The 21,124-nt window shown below is 34.3% G+C and carries 15 protein-coding genes; 12 read left to right on the top strand and 3 right to left on the bottom strand.

The features are described 5' to 3' along the window. Positions 1-47 precede the first annotated feature (47 nt). Positions 48-803 (bottom strand): hypothetical protein, encoded by a 756-nt coding sequence (locus tag K8B81_RS02640; RefSeq protein WP_223678671.1) that lies wholly within the window; start codon positions 801-803, stop codon positions 48-50. A 324-nt stretch (positions 804-1,127) separates the two neighbouring features. Between K8B81_RS02640 and lysS the strand changes: the two genes are divergently transcribed. Then, entirely contained in the window at positions 1,128-2,831 is a 1,704-nt protein-coding gene (gene lysS, locus K8B81_RS02645; RefSeq protein WP_223678672.1) for a lysine--tRNA ligase, read from the top strand. Between the two features lie 158 nt (positions 2,832-2,989). Continuing rightward, positions 2,990-3,469: a hypothetical protein gene (locus K8B81_RS02650; protein WP_223678673.1), complete on the top strand. Its 480-nt coding sequence runs from the start codon at positions 2,990-2,992 to the stop codon at positions 3,467-3,469. A 4-nt stretch (positions 3,470-3,473) separates the two neighbouring features. On the opposite strand, the gene K8B81_RS02655 is transcribed toward K8B81_RS02650, so the two are convergent. Beyond that, positions 3,474-4,073 carry a hypothetical protein gene (locus K8B81_RS02655; RefSeq protein ID WP_223678674.1) on the bottom strand — a complete coding sequence of 200 codons (600 nt, stop codon included), beginning with the start codon at positions 4,071-4,073 and terminating at the stop codon, positions 3,474-3,476. A 94-nt stretch (positions 4,074-4,167) separates the two neighbouring features. Next, positions 4,168-5,193, bottom strand: coding sequence for a 2-hydroxyacid dehydrogenase (locus K8B81_RS02660; protein ID WP_223678675.1), 1,026 nt, complete (start codon positions 5,191-5,193; stop codon positions 4,168-4,170). 333 nt (positions 5,194-5,526) lie between these two features. Here K8B81_RS02660 and K8B81_RS02665 point away from each other — a divergent pair, with 333 nt between their 5' ends. The 10 genes from K8B81_RS02665 to K8B81_RS02710 all read left to right on the top strand — a co-directional run bounded on the left by K8B81_RS02665 (position 5,527) and on the right by K8B81_RS02710 (position 20,975). Continuing rightward, positions 5,527-5,976 carry a CopD family protein gene (locus K8B81_RS02665; RefSeq protein WP_223678676.1) on the top strand — a complete coding sequence of 150 codons (450 nt, stop codon included), beginning with the start codon at positions 5,527-5,529 and terminating at the stop codon, positions 5,974-5,976. Between the two features lie 26 nt (positions 5,977-6,002). Further along, the gene (gene nadA / locus K8B81_RS02670) at positions 6,003-6,947 is read left to right on the top strand and encodes a quinolinate synthase NadA (RefSeq protein WP_223678677.1); all 945 of its coding nucleotides are present in this window, start codon (positions 6,003-6,005) and stop codon (positions 6,945-6,947) included. Beyond that, entirely contained in the window at positions 6,947-8,482 is a 1,536-nt protein-coding gene (nadB, locus tag K8B81_RS02675) for an L-aspartate oxidase (RefSeq protein ID WP_223678678.1), read from the top strand. Before nadA ends, nadB begins: the two co-directional genes overlap by 1 nt. A gap of 168 nt (positions 8,483-8,650) precedes the next feature. Beyond that, positions 8,651-9,100, top strand: a complete 450-nt coding sequence (locus tag K8B81_RS02680; RefSeq protein WP_223678679.1) for a hypothetical protein — start codon at positions 8,651-8,653, stop codon at positions 9,098-9,100. A gap of 476 nt (positions 9,101-9,576) precedes the next feature. Continuing rightward, positions 9,577-10,122 (top strand): RNA polymerase sigma factor, encoded by a 546-nt coding sequence (locus tag K8B81_RS02685; RefSeq protein WP_223678680.1) that lies wholly within the window; start codon positions 9,577-9,579, stop codon positions 10,120-10,122. 77 nt (positions 10,123-10,199) lie between these two features. Next, positions 10,200-11,258: a FecR family protein gene (locus tag K8B81_RS02690; protein WP_223678681.1), complete on the top strand. Its 1,059-nt coding sequence runs from the start codon at positions 10,200-10,202 to the stop codon at positions 11,256-11,258. 159 nt (positions 11,259-11,417) lie between these two features. Continuing rightward, positions 11,418-14,996, top strand: a complete 3,579-nt coding sequence (locus tag K8B81_RS02695; RefSeq protein ID WP_223678682.1) for a SusC/RagA family TonB-linked outer membrane protein — start codon at positions 11,418-11,420, stop codon at positions 14,994-14,996. 17 nt (positions 14,997-15,013) lie between these two features. Beyond that, positions 15,014-16,369: a RagB/SusD family nutrient uptake outer membrane protein gene (locus K8B81_RS02700; protein ID WP_223678683.1), complete on the top strand. Its 1,356-nt coding sequence runs from the start codon at positions 15,014-15,016 to the stop codon at positions 16,367-16,369. Between the two features lie 10 nt (positions 16,370-16,379). Further along, positions 16,380-18,353, top strand: coding sequence for a TlpA family protein disulfide reductase (locus K8B81_RS02705; RefSeq protein WP_223678684.1), 1,974 nt, complete (start codon positions 16,380-16,382; stop codon positions 18,351-18,353). Positions 18,354-18,377: 24 nt separating this feature from the next. After that, on the top strand, positions 18,378-20,975 hold the full coding sequence (locus K8B81_RS02710; protein WP_223678685.1) for an alpha/beta hydrolase family protein: 2,598 nt from the start codon (positions 18,378-18,380) through the stop codon (positions 20,973-20,975). Positions 20,976-21,124: the final 149 nt, after the last annotated feature.

The raw sequence follows: 21,124 nt of genomic DNA on the forward strand, positions 1-21,124 counted from the left end.
GCCAGAAACAAAATTTGAGAATTTGCGGTTTTAAAAAAATTCTCATATTATTTTTCAAACTCAACATCAAAGTTAAGTTTGTCCGGGTTCTCCATATAATCCGTAAAAGGGTATTGAATTGTAATTGTTTTTCTGTCTTCGCTGAACAAAGCATTCGGATTCGAAACTTTCTTTATTTTTTTAGGAAAATGATACTTTAAAATATAATTAGACGATGCAAAGATCATTTTTGACATATCAGGAGCAGAATCTTTTGCTTTTTCAGCCAGTTTTTTGGTATCGATAACTGCTTTTCTGCTAAACTTTTTTCCGTCATAAGTATAACTTAATTTACTGTTGTTATTGCCAAAATTACTCCCAAAAGGCGATGATGCATTTCCGCCTTTTTCTAATTGTTGTAACACACTTAAAGTTTGCAGAATATCCTGCATTTCGTTAACATTTTTAAAATCACTTGAAAGTGTCATTAAAAACTCTTTCTTTTCAGAACTCATTTTAGTATTCACCACAAAATTTTCTAATTTTTTCAGCTCTTTCTGAACTTCCGGGGAAAGTTTTGCTATAGTGTCTTTTTTCGCTTCGAATAATTGTTTGAAGGTAAAAGAAGAGTCAATTTCTTTTTTTGCTTCGGCCCCCATTTGCTGGGTCATCTGGTCTCCTGCCATAGCCATTAATGATGAACCGTCCATATCTACAGAGAATTTTCCGGTTCCGTTATCGTTGATTGTAATGTTTTCAGTAAAAGTACAGCTTGTAAGTGTTGACAGTAAAAAAGAAAAACTAAGTAGTTTGTATAATTTCATCGCTATGTAATTTTTATCAAAGATACGAACTTTTTTAAGCTACTAAGGTTCTGATATTTTAAGTTGCTAAGTTTTACAGCCAGTTCAATACTTTTATTGGTAACACCTCCAACTAAAACGTGTTTTGAAAATAAAAATCTCTAATCTAGCCCCGATAGAAATGGAAATCCTTTTATGCCGGGGTTCGGCATGAAAGATTATAATGGATAGCGGGACAAAAGTTCATGAAAAAACCTCAAATTTCTGCTGCAAAAAACCTTAACACTTTGAGTTGAAACTTGAAACAAAAATTTTATCTTTGCAGACTTAAAAAAAGAGCACAAAATGGCATTATCAGAACAAGAAATCATCAGAAGAGAAAAACTTCAAAACTTACGCAACTTAGGAATCAATCCTTATCCGGCAAATCTTTTTCCTGTAAATCATACATCTAAGCAGATAAAGGAAACTTTTGAAGAAGGTAAGAAGGTAATTGTTGCAGGACGTTTGATGAGTGTTCGTGATCAGGGTAAAGCTTGTTTTGCTGAGTTACAGGATAGCGAAGGACGTATTCAATTGTACGTGAACCGCGATGTTTTGTGTGAAGGTGACGATAAAACTTTGTACAATCAGGTTTTCAAAAAATTAACCGATTTAGGTGATTTTATTGGTATTGAAGGAGAATTGTTTACGACTCAGGTTGGTGCAAAATGTATTCGTGTAAGCGGTTTTACTTTTTTGAGTAAAACGTTACGCCCGCTACCTTTGCCAAAAGTGGACGAAGACGGAAAAGTATTCGATGCTTTTAACGATGCTGAATTGCGTTACAGAATGCGTTATGTAGATTTAACGGTAAATCCGCAGGTTAAAGAAACTTTTATCAAGCGTACCAAGTTATTTACTGCAATGCGTGGTTATTTTAACGATGCAGGATACCTAGAGGTTGACACTCCAGTTTTGCAATCGATTCCTGGTGGAGCTTCTGCACGTCCATTTATTACGCACCATAATTCGCTTGATATTCCGCTTTACATGCGTATTGCAAACGAATTGTATTTGAAAAGATTAATTGTTGGTGGATTTGAAGGTGTTTATGAGTTCTCCAGAAACTTCCGTAACGAAGGTATGGACAGAACGCATAATCCTGAGTTTACCGCAATGGAAATATATGTAGCTTACAAAGACTACAACTGGATGATGGAATTTGCAGAAGGCTTATTGGAGCATTGTGCAATTGCTGTTAACGGAACCAGCGAAGTGACTTTTGGCGAGCACACCATCAACTTTAAAGCGCCTTACGCTCGTGTTACGATGACCGATTCTATCAAACATTTTACTGGTTTTGATATTTCTGGTAAAACAGAACAGGAATTGTTTGAAGCTGCACGCGGCATGGGAATCGAGGTTGACGAAACAATGGGTAAAGGAAAATTGATTGATGAAATTTTTGGAGCGAAATGCGAAGGAAATTATATTCAGCCTACTTTTATTACTGATTATCCAAAAGAAATGTCGCCGCTTTGTAAAGAACACCGCGATAATCCGGACTTGACGGAGCGTTTTGAATTAATGGTTTGCGGTAAAGAAATTGCAAATGCGTATTCTGAATTGAATGACCCAATTGACCAAAGAGAGCGTTTTGAAGACCAAATGCGTCTGGCTGCAAAAGGTGATGATGAAGCAAACGGAATTATCGACGAAGACTTCTTAAGAGCTTTAGAATACGGAATGCCTCCAACATCAGGAATGGGAATTGGAATGGATCGTTTGATTATGTATCTGACGAATAATGCTTCTATTCAGGAGGTTTTATTGTTCCCGCAAATGCGTCCGGAGAAAAAACAAACCGTTGAACTATCTGATGAAGAGAAATTTATTATTGATTTATTGAAAGGAAATGACAATAAAATGGATCTTCAGCAATTGAAAGTTACGGCAAATTTAAGCGGTAAAAAATGGGATGCCTCTATGAAAAATTTATCTAAACACGGTTTGACTAAGGTTGCTGTGGAGGGTGAGTTTAAGTTTGTGGAATTGGTGGGGAATTAAAATTCCAATTTTAGAAAATTCCAAATTCCAAAACTGGACTTTATAATATTCAAACCCGACAGGTTTTAAAAACCTATCGGGTTTTTTATTTAAATTCGTAAACAAATAATTTGATTAAAAAGTATCGAATTAGAAATAATAAATTTAAACACCTCAGAATGTCTTACTTTACGATAGCTCTTGTCATCTTACTATTTGCTTGTTATATTTTTTATGTACAGCAAAAATTTGAAATGCATCCTGCTTCAGAAAGAAGGCAAAAAATGTTTGAATTATTAAACCAGCAGTATGAAGGACTAAAAGAAAACAATCTTGGTTATTTTGAATATTCTATAAATAATAAAAATATCTTGTTTGAATACAAAACCTATAGATCTAAAACTGTTGTAAATATTTTAAAGGTTTATGTTGACATTTCAAATATAGAAGAAGACATTAGAAAACTTTGCAAAATTCATTTTTACTGTGTAAATATTGATAATAGAGATTGGGTAGAAATGCCTGTAGATGTTATCTTTGATACATTAAATAATTTAGCAAAAAAATCAAACAAAACCGTCTCTAAAATAATCTCTGAAACCGAAATCTATATTTCAGAAAAAAGAACAGAAAGAGATAAGAAAAAGCTATTTGCTTAGAATTTTAAAACGAATACTGCTCCAATTTCTTCCCCTGAATATCCAAAACCTTTGAACTTCTTTTCGGGAAATCTCCTACATGTTCGGGCTGGACAGATGGATTTGATGGATATTTTCCGTTTTTGAATTTTATATGATGAAACTTTCCGCTGCTTTGCATGATTAAATCATAAAACTTTTCGGTTGGATTTGTCGTGACATAAATCGGGAAATCGGTTACGGTAAAAGAATTAATCAGGTTTCCGTCATTGTTCAAAATATAACCGGAACAGCCGCCGCTTCCGCAGAAGTACGAATTTGAGAAACCTACAAAATATTCGTGTTTCTGATCGTTATTTAAATCGAAAGCTTCGTAGTAAAAGTAGCGGTCTTCCTTCGTCATTGCAGGAAGATCTTTTTTTAATAAAATCTGCAATTGTTTACGAATCAATTCGACCGCTTTCTGATCATTTTGCGCATCATCACTTACATCTGCTGTACCGCCGAGTGTTTTCGATAACGTATCCTGAACAATGGCTTTGATTATATTTTTAGATTCCTCTCCTTTGTTTCGGCAGGAATATAATATTGAAATCCCGGTTAAAATTAGAATTATACGCTTCATAATTTGTATTTTAAGTAATTAAGATACAAAAAATATCCGAAATACTAAATCTAACAGGTTTTGAAAACCTGTTAGGTTTCTTCCACAAATTATTTTAAACCAATAACGCAGCTTTATTTTCAATATCATGCTGTGTCAAAAGAGATTTTATAGTATTGAAAGTGACCAATGCAATCTGAGTCAAAGCTTCATTGGTAAAAAACGCCTGATGGGCTGTAACGAGAACATTCGGGAAACTCATCAATCGCTGGATTGCATCATCCTGAATAATATCATCTGACAAATCCCTGAAAAACAGTTTTTCTTCCTGTTCGTAAACGTCAATTCCGAGATACCCTATTTTTCCTTGTTTTAAACCTTCGATCACACAGGCTGTTTCGATTAAACCGCCACGACTGGTGTTGATAATCATCACATTTTCTTTCATTAAGGCAATAGAATCTTTATTGATGACATGTTTGGTCTGATCGTTCAGTGGACAATGCAGGGAAATAATATCACTCGTTTTGAAAATCTCTTCTAAACTTACAAAAGAAATTCCATCTTTGATCATTTCATCGTTTTCTACAATATCATACGCTAAAACTTTACAACCAAAACCTAAAGCGATTTTAGCGAAAGCTTTCCCGATATTTCCCGTTCCGATGATTCCGATTGTTTTTCCGAATAAATCAAAACCCAGTAAGCCATTTAAGGCGAAATTTTGTTCACGAACTCTGTTGTACGCTTTATGTGTTTTTCTGTTTAAGGTTAAAATCATCGCCATGGCATGTTCTGCAACTGCCTGAGGGGAATAAGCTGGCACACGACAGACTTTTATATGGTATCTTTTTGCGGCTTCTAAATCGACGTTGTTAAAACCGGCACAACGCAGAGCAATAATCTTTACGTTCTTTTCTGCCAGTTGCCTGATCACTTCTTCATTGACAATATCATTTACAAAAACACAAACAATTGCTGCGTTTTCAATCAGGATTACTGTTTGCGGATTCAGCTGTGTTTCAAAATAATCCAATTCATAACTAAATTCATCATTATACTTATTGAAAAAAGTTTTATCATACGGCTGAGTGGAGAAAAAAGCAATCTTTTTTTTATTATAAATAGAATTTACGCTCATAATTACTGTTTTAAAATTTTTGATTACCCCATGACACATCTTATCATCAAGCCGTAATTTACTTTTTTCCAGTACCAACAAAGTTACTAATTTACAATATTCTAAATCAGAAAACAATAGAATTACTCCTGTTTTTACTTAACTGATTAAAACAAATTAATACCATTTTTAAAAGGAAAAACATGATAAAAGTCATTTCTTATTCCTTTTTAAAATTGTAAAATTACATTCCTAAAAAAAATATAATTCAACATAAAAACCATGAAGAAAAACAATTAATAATTAAGATAAAACATCTTAAACCCTGAAAATAATTCCCGAAAAATAAAAATTATGAACCATCATCTTCTCTTAATCATTCATCTTTTGGGCGCAGCCATTTGGGTTGGAGGTCATATACTGCTTTGTGTCGCCTATCTCCCGAAAGCATTAAAAGAAAAAGACCCAAACATTATTCTGAATTACGAAAAGAAATACGAACCTGTAGGCATGACTTCCTTGTTTTTACTGGTCGTAACAGGTATTTTGATGACTTATAAATATGGCGTAACCTTAGATTATTGGTTTCAGTTTGATACTCCAATTGAGAGCGTTGTTTCATCAAAATTAATTTTATTGCTCACCACTGTAGCTTTTGCCTTAAGCGCCCAATTTCGGGTTTTGCCTAAACTGAAAACCAATCCGCGTAAATTACCAGAGATGACTTTTCATATCGTATCGGTTACCATAATCGGTATTCTAATGCTGATTTTTGGTTCCTTTATTGGGTTTGGAGGTTTCTAATCATTAAATAAATAATTTTTTAAAAAATGGATACAATCGAAATACAAAATTTAAAAGAGCAGATTATAAAACTTAAAAAAGAAAAAAACGCTGTCCTTTTAGCACATTATTACCAGCGGACCGAAATTCAGGAAATCGCAGATTATGTTGGCGACAGCCTGGGATTATCTCAGGAAGCTGCAAAAGTCGATGCCGATATTATTCTCTTTGCCGGAGTTCATTTTATGGCAGAAACAGCAAAAATTTTAAATCCTTCCAAAAAAGTAATTCTGCCGGATGAAAATGCCGGATGTTCACTGGCTGAATCGTGTCCTCCTGATTTATTTAAAAAATTTACGGATCAGCATCCTGACCATCTTGTGATTACGTATGTGAATTGTTCTGCAGAGGTCAAAGCCCTGACAGATATTGTAGTGACCTCTGCTAATGCCGTAAAAATTGTAGAATCGATTCCCAAAGAAACGCCGGTTATTTTTGCTCCGGATAAAAATCTCGGGAAATATGTGATGAGCAAAGCAGGAAGGGATATGGTTTTGTGGGATGGTTCCTGTGTCGTTCATGAAGCTTTTTCATTAGATAAATTACTTGAATTGTATAAAGAACATCCGGATGCCAAAATCATTGCGCATCCCGAATCTGAAACTCATATTTTGGCTGCTGCCAGCTATATTGGCTCCACTTCCGGAATGATCGATTATGTAAAAACCGATTCCTGTAATAAATTTATTGTCGCTACCGAATTTGGGATTTTACATAAAATGCAAGAGGAAGTTCCTGAAAAAATATTGATTCCCGCTCCTGCGAAAGAAGACAACACCTGTGCCTGCAGCGAATGTGGTTATATGAAAATGAATACGCTCCAAAAAGTATACGACTGTTTAGTAAATGAAAGTCCTGAAATTACCGTACCCGAAGCTATTATCCAAAAAGCATTAATTCCGATTGAAAGAATGCTTGAGTTATCCAAATGATGATACATACAAATTACTTAATTATTGGCTCCGGTGTTGCGGGACTGACACTTGCCCTTCGACTGGCAGAAAAATTTCCGAAAAAAAATATCACTATTGTTACTAAATCAAACGCTGACGAATCTAATACGAAATATGCCCAGGGCGGTATTGCCATTGTGATTGACACAAACGAAGATTCCTATCAGAAGCATATAAGTGATACGCTTATCTGCGGAGACGGATTGTGTGATGAAGCCGTCGTAAAAATGGTGATTACCGAAGGGCCAAAACGGTTAAAAGAATTGATTGAATGGGGTGCAAAATTTGACAAAAATCCTGATGGCAATCTTAATTTAGGTAAAGAAGGCGGCCATTCTGAAAATCGGGTCGTGCATCATAAAGACCAGACAGGCTATGAAATTGAACGGACTATTTTGAAGCAGGTATTCCAAAAACAAAACATTACTGTTTGCGATCATCATTTTGCTGTCGATTTAATTACCGAAGAAAACTGCTGTCTGGGAATTACTGTTTTAGATGAAAAAACAAAACTGCTGCAAACTTACAAATCAGACTTTACAACATTGGCCACCGGAGGAATCGGTCATCTTTACGGACATACAACTAATCCTGTAATCGCAACGGGTGACGGAATTGCCATGGCTTATCGTGCCCGAGCAGATATTAAGGAAATGGAATTTATACAATTTCATCCTACCGCTTTTTATGAAGCCTATAGCGGTTCTAAATTTTTGATTTCAGAAGCAGTTCGGGGTTTTGGCGCCTATCTGCGTACCAAACAAGGACATCGTTTTATGATGGATTATGATTCAAGGCAGGAATTGGCTTCAAGAGATATTGTATCGCAAAGTATTGACCTTGAACTAAAAAAATCAGGCGATGATTGTGTTTATTTAGATTGTACCCATCTTGATTTGGAAGCTTTTAAAAATCATTTTCCGATGATTTACAAGCACTGCTTAACAGCCGGAATTGACATAGAAAAAAAATGGATTCCGGTAGTGCCTGCACAGCATTATCTTTGTGGCGGAATTGGAGTTGATACTAATGGTAAAACATCTGTCCATAACTTATTTGCCTGTGGCGAATGTTCTCAAACCGGTCTGCATGGAGCAAATCGATTAGCATCCAATTCATTACTGGAAGCTTTAGTCTATTCCGGCAGAATTTTTGAATATTTAGCCCATCCTGATTTAGAAATAAAAACAGCTGACTACAAAATTTCAGAACAGAAAAAAACAGATAAACCTGAAATTGATTCTGAATACCTGAATGAATTGAAAACCAAACTTCAGCATTTGATGCGAAAAAATGCAGGGATCGTAAGATATGATAGTGATTTACAAAATGCTAAAGAACAGCTTTTAAAATGGAAAAATGAAATGGAGCAGATTGAAAGAATGCACCAAATTAGTGCGACTTTTTACGAATTATTAAATATGATTACTATTGGAATTCTAATTGTTTCACAATCTTTAGAACGACAGGAAAACAAAGGTGGATTTGTTAAACTTAAGAAGCTTTGCGTTTAAAAATCCTAAAAAAAGTATTTATTGAATCCCTTACAAATAGAGAACATTCTAATCAAAAAACCAATTTAACCAACCTTCAGCTAAATAAAAAAATAAAATTATGTTAAATAATTAAACCTTTTGTTGTATTTATTGTCTTACATCTGTAAACCAATTAAAAAACAAATTATGAAAAAATTAGTTATGGCGGCTTTACTATTCGTTGGAATAGCAAGTTTTGCACAAGATGGTGATGGAGAAATGGATCAAAAACCAATGCGTGAACAAAGAGAGCGAATGACTCCGGAACAACGTAATGAAAGACAACTGAAAAAATTAACCTCTGACTTAGCCTTAGACGCAAAACAGCAGGAACAGGTAAAACAACTTATTGCTGAAAGAAGTGTTAAAGCTGAAAAACTGAGAGAAGCCAGAAAAGAACAAAGGGAAAAAGGCACAAAATTAACTACTGAGCAAAGAGAAGCTCTCAGAAAAGAAATGACAGCTGAAGCAGATGCAAATGATGTTAAAATGAAAGAGATCCTAACTGCCGACCAATACACCAAATGGAAAAAAAATCAGGAGGAAAATAAAGATAAGGCAAGAGACAGAATGAGAGAATACAGAAAAGACAACTAATAATTTAATTAAACCTTCCCGGTTAACTGAACTGGTTCCTGCAGATAAGCACTCCTCATGTCAGGTTTAAAATAACAGTTAAAATCATATATTAAATTTCCCATATATCTCGTTTCAAACAGGACGATTTATATGGGTTTTTTAGTTTCAGATGTTTTTAACTCATTTTTGTTCGTATAATTTTCCACTTTCTTCTAAAAAAAGCTTGGACAAATTAAAGCTTTAGAGTATTCTGGCAATAAAATTCCTGTAACAATCGCTTGTTTAAAATTTAAAGTTTACTTCAAAAACGTATTTATCGTAAGTATAGGGTCAGAATAAAATCATTGTAATAAAAAAACAATTGATTTTAACAAAATAATCTTTATTATTTGAATCAAAACAAAGAAAATCATGCGAAATATTTGAAACATCCCCCATTTAACTGATAAAAGTTAGTAGATTTGCCAGTGAATACCAAACAATTCATTCCATAAATGGAGAATACCATTACAGATATATATTTATGGCAACAGATTAAAAAAGGCGATATTCCCGCTTTTGAAACGCTGTATGATATCTATGCTGATGTTTTGTTAACCTTCGCTTTACAGTACACTAAAGATACTACAATTGCAAAAGATGCTATTCATGATGTTTTTCTGGATATTTACAAATACAGAAGCGGTTTGGCTGAAAGTGTAAACGTAAAGTCTTATCTCTTTAAAATTACCCAGCGAAATATTCTAAAAAAAAATCAGGCCTCTCAGAAAATATTCCACTTAAATACTGAATACGATTATATTACGCCCAAAGAAGCATCATTTGAAGATGCTTTAATAGATCAGGAAAACACTCTTGAACTAAATTCAAAACTGGCTTTTGCCATGCAGGAACTTACCGAAAAACAGCGTAAAGCATTATTCTACAGATTTAACGAGGACAAACCTTATGAAGAAATTGCTTCTATTTTAGAAATCTCAATCGAATCTTGTAGAACACTGATATACAGATGCTTGAAAGAACTTCGAAAAAAACTTTAAAAAAAGGTTATTTTTTTGTCTATGTTTTTGACTTTTGGTTCTCTATGTAATTATAGAGAAACTAAAAGAAGAATATTTTGCACCCAAATTTCAAAATTTTACCAAAAGAAGTCAAAGCTGATTTAAAATCAAAAATTGCAGAAAGTATTGCTTTTGAAAAAAAACGAGCCCGACGTAAAAAACTTTATGTGCTTTCATCGAGCGCCGCAGCTGTATTTTGTCTGCTTTTTGGACTTGTTACAATTTTTAAACAAAAGTCACAGTCGTTAGAGATAAATGCAATTGAGGAGTTTGCAAAAAACACTGCCAATGAAGTTTCTTTTGAAAAAAACAATAAGGTTAAGTTATTACTCTCAGATCATGAGGCTGTAACGGTTGGAGACAGTACCACAATTGCTTATGATGCTTCAGGAAATAAAATTAATGTAAACAACAAACAGATTAAACAGAAAGTTTCTAAAAAATCTCAATACAATACAGTTTTAGTTCCTTATGGTAAACGGGCACAGCTTAGCCTTGCAGACGGAACACAGGTTTGGCTGAATTCAGGATCTAAGTTAATTTATCCGACAACTTTTGATGCCGAAACCAGAGAAGTATTTTTAGAAGGAGAAGGAATTTTTGACGTATCACATAATGCAGCAAAACCTTTTTTTGTAAAAGCTGCTAACAGTTACAGTGTACGTGTCTTAGGAACCCTTTTTAATGTAAGTTGTTATGCTAAAGATGCAAAAGTTTCGACTGCTTTATTAAGAGGAAAAGTAAAAGTAGCGTATGCCAAAAAAGGTTTTTTCGGAACAGATACTATTCAGACCATTCTTAAACCAGGAATGATTGCTGCACTGGATAAAAAGAAAGAAACAATGAAAGCAGTTGTACAAGATGTTGAACCTTTGTTTTCATGGAGAAAAGGATATTATGAATTTTCGCAGGAAAGATTATCGCTGGTATTAGACAAATTAACACGCTATTACAATGTCGATTTTGTTTTAAATAAAAAAATAATTACAAACGAAACCTACTCCGGGGCTTTTAAACTGAATGATGATTTGGATAAAGTAGTTGAAACATTAGAAGCTACAACAGGCTTTGAATTTGTTTACAATGAAAGCACCCGGGAAATAACTATTAACTAATATTAACAACAAAAAACATAAATGCCTATGATTTAAATGAAGACCTGAAATAAGCTAACATAACCTACCAAAAACAAAAAAACCAAAAGATGCTGGAACATCTTTTGGCTATGTAAAATTTTAATTGCAGATGCAATTATTGATAACTAAAACAAAATTATGAATAAAAATCATGATAAAGGCTTTCTATTGCCTAAAAAAATCATCAACCTTACTTTTATTTTCCTTATGAGAGTATTCATTTTAGTTCTGTATTTAGGAATAACCAGTATTTATGCAAATGGCGTAGAGGCTCAAAATGAAATATCGGTAAAAGTACAGGGAGCTTCTCTGAAAACTCTTTTTACGACAATTCAGCAAAAAAGCGATTACGTCTTTTTTTATAATGATGATTTGCTGAATACTTCTAAAAAAGTGAGTATAAATCAATATAGTACTGTTCCGGAAATCTTAAATACGGCTTTAACTGATACAGGTTTGACTTATACTATTATTGATAAGCAGATTGTAATTAAAAAAAGTAAAATTAAAACTTTATCAAACGAACTGGAACCTTATGAAATTAAAGGAACGGTAACCGATAAAAAAGGAAATCGTTTAGTAGGGGTGAATGTTATGCTGGTAGGAACCCAAATTTGGGATATTACCCGCGAAAAAGGAGATTACAGAATAGAAGTTATTGCTACAGACTCGCTTAGATTTTCGTATTTAGGTTATAAAACAAAAACGCTGGCAGTTAAGGATAAAAAAGTGTTAAACGTAATATTGGAGCCTCAGGTCGAATTACTGAAAGATTTAGTTGTTGTAGCTTCAAACGGATATACAGATTTACCTAAAGAAAGAGCAACAGGATCATTTGGAGTGATTGGAGCCAAAGAACTGGCTGAAGTTCCAACCGTAGATATCCAATCAAGAATAGAAGGAAAAATGGCGGGTGTAAAGGTTGACCCTAGAACAGGCTCTATATCTGTAAGGGGAACTAATAATTATGGTGGTACAGGTAGTCCTTTAATTGTAGTTGATGGTTTTCCTCAGCCCGAAGATTTTGCTTTTAGTAAAAGAGGAGTTCCGGGATCTTCTATTTTGAGTTATATGAATCCTGATGATGTAGAGAGTATTACCGTATTAAAAGATGCAGCAGCATCTTCAATATGGGGAGCCCGTGCAGCAAATGGAGTAATTGTAGTAGTGACTAAAAAAGGTAAAAAAGGAGATCCAGTTATTAGTTTCAATACGACTACTTCTATAAGTGAGAGAATGGATTTAGGCAAACTTCGTGTTATGAATACAGCTCAGTATATTGATTACGAGAAAGACTTGGTTAATGGTGGGTTTGTTGCAGATAATATTAATAATACAATAGGTTCTGGTAATGATAAAAACCCTAGTGCTGCTCAGGAAATTATGTTCAGACAGAAGAGAGGGGAAATTTCTTTGACACAAAGAGATCAGTTACTGGATCAGTTAGCACAAAATGATAATTTAAGTCAGATAAACCGATATCTGCTAAGGAGCTCAATCACCAGACAATATGACTTGTCTGTAAACGGAGGAACTGATAAAAGTACTTATTATTTGTCGTTAGGATATAATAATGATGAAGCAGTGTTCAGAGGCAACCAGTCTGAATCTTACAATATTACATTAAATAATTCATTTCAGCTTAAGAGCTTTTTGAAATTAAATACAGGCGTAAACTACGTAAATTCAACTTTTCAGGTAAATAATACGGCAAATGAAGCGCTATCTAATGTTTCAGACTTTGCTTTGCGCCCGTATGATATGATTGCTAATACTAACGGAAATGGCATTGACCGTTATATTTCTTTGAGACCAGAAGTTGCAAAAAAATATGAAGCTAAAGGATATTTACCATGGGCTTATAATTATTTAGATGAGTTAAACTATTCTAATGTAGTAACAAAAGGCGGAAACATCAGATTGAATGCCAGTTTAACAGCTACGGCTACCGACTGGTTAAATTTTGAAGCTTCTGGAATGTACAATTCGATAGGAAACAAAACTAAATCACTGAGCGAATTAGATAGTTATTATACGAGAAACATGATTAATCTTGCTACTTCGGTTAATACAACAGGTAAATTAGTTTACGGCATACCTGTTGGTTCCTATTTGTATAATACCACAACTGCAAATGAGTCGATAAGCATGCGTCTTCAGATGAATATCAATAAAAACTTTAATGATAATAATAGTTTACACTTTCTTGCTGGTGCTGAAACCAGAGAAGAAAAAAGAGAAGGTTCTAGTCAAAGATATTATGGCTACAATATAGATACAAATTCAGGAGCTGCAGTAAATCCAACAGCATATTATACAACTATTTACGGATGGCAAAGTATGATTGGAAGTTCAGATAACAGTATCAGTAGATACAGAGACCGATTTTTATCTTACTACGGTTTAGGATCTTATGATTTTATGAACAGATATCATATATCTGGAAGCGCCCGTTTTGATGATGTTAATTTATTAGGTGCCACAAGAAAAGACAGAGCTAAGCCTTTTTGGTCTGTAGGAGGTAAATGGGATATTAACAAAGAGTTTTTCTTAAGAAACGTAAATTGGTTAAACGACTTAAACCTGAGGGTTACCTATGGTATGGGAGGAGCTCCTCCAGGAGGAGGTTTTGGTAGCACCAGAGCTGTTATAAGTGTAGGATCAGTAGATAACGCTACCAACTTGCCAACTGCTTCTATTTCATTACCGCAAAATCCGGATATTACATGGGAGATAACCAAAACAATAAATTTTGGTTTAGATTACGGTTTATTCAATAATCGTTTACGAGGAGTTTTTGATGTTTATTCTAAAAAAACAGATAATATCTTAGCCACTGTCCCTTTTAATCCAACAACGGGTTGGTCAAATTTATATTATAATACAGCTTCATTAAAAGGCCATGGTTTTGATGCTACTTTGTCTGGTGTAATTGTAAACTCTGGTTTTAAATGGAACAGTAGTATTAATTTTTCGTACAACACGAATGAAGTAACAGATTCTCGTTACAAAGTTACTTCTGCTAATCAATATTTAGGTTCGCAAGCTATTTTAGGAGAGATGATTGGAACTATTTACGCTTACCATTGGGCAGGTTTAGATGCTGCAGGACAATCTACTGTTTATAAAAAAGATGGTACAATTGTAAACCCATCACAAGGTATTAACAATATTGATAAAGACGATCTGAAAAAAATGGGAACTACTTTCGCTCCTTATTTTGGAGGAATAATGAATGATTTTTCATATAAAAATTTCAGATTAGGCGTTCAGATTACATATTATGCAGGTCACGTATTTAGAAATACGGTACTACAAAACTATCCTTCTTATTCAGGACTTCAGTATGGAGCTGTTGCTAAAGACGAATTAGTTGCACAAAGATGGAGACAGGCTGGCGATGAGGCTTCAACAAATGTTCCGGGACTTGCAAACATTAGTTATAATAGTTTGAACCGTTATCAAATGGCAGATATTAACGTGCTTCCGGCTGATAACGTAAGATTACAGCAAATTTCATTAGGATATAATGTTCCAAATAAATGGATAGAAAAAACTTTTATTAAGTCGTTAAGTTTCAATTTTGCGGCTAGAAATTTAGGTTTGTTATGGGTTAAAAATGATTTAGGAATCGATCCGCAATTTCTGTCAAACAATAACTATAATACGCTTGCACCACAGCGTAACTATACTTTACAGTTTAATTGCAGTTTTTAATTTAAAAAAATAGACTTATGAAATTTCTAAAATCCACACTATATATATTACTTCCGGTACTTTTATTAAACTCTTGTCGAGATTACGTAGAAGTAGAACCGATTGGAAACAACAGAGTTTTAAAATATACCTCTGATTACAGAGGCTTGGCTAATAATTACAGCACGATAGCAGCTTCTGGAGGGATTTATTTATTAGCTAATGCCGATGTCGAATTTCCTGTAACCTATCAAAATACTGTAAATACAATTTGGGCAAACAGTTATACGTGGCAGGACAAAATCTACGATCCTTCTCAGGGAGACTCAGACTATATAGGATTATACAAAGCCGTTTATTACAGTAACGTGATTCTTGATGGGGTATGGAGCAGCGAAAAAGGAACTGATGCAGAAAAGAAAGAAATTTATGCCGAAGCTTTTGTGCACAGAGCCTTTGCCTATCTGCAATTAGTTAATACTTACGGACCACAGTTTGATCCGGCTTCTACTAATTCAGAAAAAGCAGTTCCGTTGTTATTAAAACCTGAATTATTTTCATCATTAGACAGAAATACAGTACAACAAGTTTATGATCAGATCATTTCTGATTTAAAAAGTGCTTTAGCAAATGATATTCAGGACACTCCTGATTTCAATGTACTTCCTTCAAAAAGAGCTGTTTATGCTTTATTAGCAAGAACTTATTTATTAATGGGTCAATATCAATTGAGTCTTGAAAATGCTGAAAAAGCATTGCAAATGCAAAATGGATTGATTGATTTAAAAACATTTGCTTCTGGTTACAGTTATCCTGTTTTAATTCAGAATCCTGAAGTGATATTTTCTAAAACTTTATTGTTAGGATATAATGGAGCTCCTCTCGCTACTGAATTATTAAATAGTTTTGAAAACAATGATTTACGTTATGATTATTACACCATTGCAGGAAATTCATTCCGTCCAGTTTATACAGGACGAGGTTTTGGAATTGCTACCTACAGTAATACAAACGGAATTAACGTAGGCGTTTCGGTTCCAGAGATGTATTTAATCGCTGCTGAATGTTATGCCAGAGCGGGACAAACTCAAAAAGCTGTAGATTACCTTAATATTCTCAGGGCAAAAAGATTCAAAGCCAACACTACATATGAGGTAAGTGCGGCAACAAGTACTGAAGCTCTAAATCTTGTTTTGACAGAAAGACAAAAAGAATTCATAGGAAGAGGTTTCCGCTGGTTTGATCAGCGAAGATTAAACCTTGATCCGGCTTTTCAGAAAACATACACACGAACTTTTAAAGGAAACACATTTACCCTGGCTCCTAACAGCGATGGATATGTATTTCCAATTCACCAAAATTACATCGATTTAAACCCGGAACTGGGTAACTAAATACATTCCAATGTTAAAAAAAATAAATATCAAACTTTTGGTACTAGCGTTTTGCGCCCTTACCATACAAATTACCGCCCAAGAAGCTACATCCAGATTGCAGGGAATGGTAGACATTCCCATACCTGGAATGACTTTCAGCATGACGTATGATCCAAAAGGAGGCCCTTTAGAAAACGTCAAAAATATCAACGGCTACGCATATGTTTTCAATGATTACAGATGGGAAATCGAAGATATTAAAATGAAAAGAAATGGCGCTGTTTACAGCGCCGATTTTACAGTTCCGAAAAACTGTGCTTTTATGGCTTTCAAATTCTACGGAAATACCGAAAATGGATTAGTTACGGATACAAACCAGGACAAAGGTTATATGCTGGTGGCATTTAAAGAACCAAAAGTAAAAATGCCCGGGGCAGATTTGGCATGGGCAACCTTTAGAAACAAAAACTTCAACGGAGAATTTAATGGTTATTTCAAAGATTTTTCTATTGATGCAGATGCGACTGAATATTGGTTAAAAAAAGAAGTTCAAGACCATACGGACAGATTTCCAGAATTTTTTGATACTTATATTAAAATCCTGAAAAAACAAAAACCGGAAAAATTTGATGAAATTGCTCCTAAAATTTTAACGCAATTTTCAAAAAATACTACCGGAATGCCAGAAGAAGTTTTCGTTAAACTTCGCAGCATTTATTTGTATGATTTAAAAAACACAGCAAAAGCAGATTCTCTGGAAAATATAATTCAAAAACAGTTTCCAAAAGGCGCCTATTTCAGATTCAAAGCTTATCAGGTATTTAGCCGAATTCCTGACGTCAATGAAAGATACAAAGCAGCAGAACAATTTTTAGCTGAATTTCCATACAGCAATGAAGTACCGACTGAACAACAGTATCTCTATGATAACATTGCAAAAGCAAAGTTCGAATATTTTTTCCAGGCCAAAGATTACAAAAGTATCCTGAATTTAATTCCAACGATGAGATTTGCTTCATTGAAAGATGCGTATCATCAGAACATTTCTAAAGCTTTGTATTTAAAAACCGTTACACCTGAAGTTTTAGAAACAATGGCTGTTCCGATGATCCAATTAATGGAGCAGAAAATAAACGACATGTCTTACATTCAGGGAATTTACTGGTCGCCAAATCAGGCAACCGAGAACGCTAAAAATCAATTAAATACCGAATTGATTATCCAGATTCGTATGTTTGATATGCTGAAAAAATACAAAGAAGTAGTAGAAACATTCGAAAAACTACCAATCGAAAACCGTTATGAAAAAGCAGGTGTCAATGATATTCATGTGAGAGCTTTAGAAGCATTAAATAAACCCATCATTGAGGTCTTAAAAAATGCAGCAAAAAGAAACACTTTATCTGAAGGAATGACTGCTAAACTGAAAGAAGCTTATTTAAAAGAAGGTAAGAAAGAAAGTGATTTCCCTGCTTATTTAGAGCAATTGAAAAAAGAAAACAATTCTGAAGAAAAAATCGTTTTAATTGATATCCCTGCTCCTGCCATTAAAGTTCAGGGAACTGACGGAAAAACAAAGCAACTGGATTTAAACAGCGGTAAAATTATCGTAATCGATTTTTGGGCAACCTGGTGCGGTCCTTGTAAAAAGGCTTTTCCGGCGATGCAGCAATTGGTTACCAACTTCAAAGAAGACAAACAAGTTGAAGTGTACTTTATCAGTACACAGGAAAATCATGAAGGGTACAAAAAAGCAGCTGTTGCTTATTTAAAAGAAAAAGGACTAAAAATAGATACTTATTTTGATTTAATGCCAAAAGGCGGTGCCACAAACACTGAATCATTCTCGAAATATGCAAAAATTTTCAAGTCAAGCGGTATCCCTAGAAAAGTAGTGATCAAAAATGGTAAAATTCGTTTTACTTCTGAAGGTTATTCTGGAAATCCGGGACAATTAGTCGATGAACTTACAGCAGTGATCAACGCTTTAAAGAATGAATAATTCGCTTTCTGAAATCTAACTTATATGAAAAAAATATTCTTACTATGTACACTCGCTTTGGGTGTACATAGTTTATCTGCACAGAAAAAAACAGTTGACGAATCGGCTTACCAGTCATGGAAGAGAGTTGACAGCAAATCTTTATCCTATAATGGAAAGTGGATAGCTTATAATACCGTATTTCAGGATGAAGGAAAAGAAAACAAAAAGCAGCTTATTGTTCAGCAGGCTCCAAAAGGAAAACGTCTGGTTTTTGATAATATCAGTGATTTAAAATTCATCGGGAAAAAAGACTGGATTCAGTACACTAAGAATGACAGCACACTGCTTCAAAATTTAAAAACAGGAGTAAAAAAACTTTGGAAAACCAAGCATTATACCAATGCGCTTGAAGGAACTGATTTTTTATATTATACTCGGCCGGAAGCTGAAAAAGGACCGTTTTTTCTACAGCGTCTGGTTTGTTACAATTTAGAAAGTAATGACAGTATTGCTGTTAAGAACATCAAATCATCCCGTTTTTTGAAAAACAATTCAATTGTATATACACAAATTGAAAAAGATCAGGTATTGCTAAAACATGGAATGCCAGGCGGTAAACAAGAAATCATATTTACTGGTAAAGCTTCTGAATTTGGAGATTTTCAATTAAACGATAAAGAAAACGGTGGAACTTTTACTTTGAAAGGAAGTAACAGTGCCGATTTTAATATGGTTTATTATTTTAATCTGAATAACAAGTCAACTAAAGCTTTATTCAATTATGATGATATTAAGTTAGGTGAAGCTGGTTATTCGGTTTCAAAAATGGCATATGGATTAAATGAAAACAGCCGTTTTATAACATTATCTGTAAATTCTAACAAGCGCCCGGAAAACACACAGATTGCAAAATTAGGTGTTGAAATCTGGAAATCGGATCAGGCTACTATGGCACGCAGACAGGAATTGTTGAGAAATTCAAAAACACTGCCAAGCGAGCAGAAATTTCTTTATGACATCCAAAATAAAAAAGTAGTTAAAGTCGCTTCAACTGGCGAATTTGATCAGGTTTTAATACCTGAATCGGGTAACTATAAAGGTGTTTTTGCGATAGATAAAAAACCTTATACTGTAGAAGTTGACTGGACTTTTAACGAACGTAATGATGTTTACTGGATTGATACTGAAACTGGAAAATCTACAAAAGTACTAACAGGTGTTTTTGGAGGCCCAACCTGGAATCCACAGGGAAGTTTTGCTGTTTTTTATGATGAAAAAGAAAAAGTATGGACGGTTTTTGACAGCAATTCAATGCAATTCAAAAATATCAGTTCACAGATTCCTTTTCCTGTTTCAGATGATAACGTAGATATGAAATCGGCGAACACTGCTTATGGATTTGCAGGCTGGTTAAATAACGGAAATACAGTCGTTTTATACGATCAGTTTGATATGTGGGCCATTGACCTGACCAATCAAAAAAAGGCGTATTCGATTACACAGCAGTATGGTAGAAAAAATAATATTGAACTGCGATACGGAGAACAAGGCTATATTGGAAATTTAGACAACAGAAAATTCATTACTTTAAGTGGTTTCGATACGAAATATAAATCGAAAGGTGTTTACAAATTAGTTGATACCAATGCTGTTACAAAAGTATTTGCTAATTCAGAATACAGCGTAAATATTGAAGCCGTTTCAGGAGATAATTCAAGTGTTTTATTTTCTAAAAAAAGCTATACTATTTTTCCGGATTTATGGTGGGGAACAGAAAATTTCAAATCACAGCAAAGAATTACCGACATTAATCCACAGCAGAAAGAGTATGCATGGGGAACTGCAAAGTTGCTGACATGGAAGAGTTTTAACGGAAAAGAAAACCAGGGAAACTTATATCTTCCGGAGAACTATGACAGTAAAAAAACATATCCTGTAGTTGTTCATTTTTACGAAAAACATACCGAAGATTTTAATCAGTATCATGAACCTGAAACGAGCACTTCTAATATAAATATCCCAACTTTTGTAAGCCAGGGTTATATTGTGTTTCAGCCAGACGTGCATTACACTTATGGTGATGTTGGAAACAGCGTTTACAATGATGTCATCAGTGGCGTTGAATATTTAATTTCAAATGGCATTACTGAAAAAGGTAAAATTGGAATTCAGGGACATAGCTTTGGGGGTTATGAAACTTCTTTCTTAACTACAAAAACAGATTTGTTCAGCTGTGCAATTGTGGGGTCCGGAGTGAGCAATTTTACTGCCAATTATCCTGTGATGCGATCTAATGGTATTTCGACCATGTTTAAATACGAAGCCGATCAATATCGTATGGGAAGTTCTATGTATGACAATATTGACGGATACATCAAAAATTCGCCTATTTTTTCGGCTAAGAACATCAAAACACCAATCCTTATTTTTCATAATGATAATGATCGTGCCGTGCCTTATCAGGAAGGGCAATCTTTGTTTTTTGCACTCCGCCGTTTAGGGAAACCTGCTTTATTGGTTAACTACAAAAAAGAAGGACATACTTTAGATGATGCTGCCAATAGAAAAGACTGGACGCAAAAAATGCAGCAGTATTTTGATTTCTATTTAAAAGGTGCTTCACGCCCGGACTGGATGTAGATTTTTCTAAATGCTTATTATTTAGACGCTGATTTTACAGATTCAATTTGCGAAAACGCGGATAAACACAGATAAAAAGAGAAAAAGAAAATCCGTTTATAATCCGCGTTTTCGCGATAGCGAATCCGTTTCATCCGCGTACAATAAAA

It is taken from the genome of Flavobacterium hibisci, assembly GCF_020026925.1.
Classification (GTDB): Bacteria; Bacteroidota; Bacteroidia; order Flavobacteriales; family Flavobacteriaceae; genus Flavobacterium; species Flavobacterium hibisci.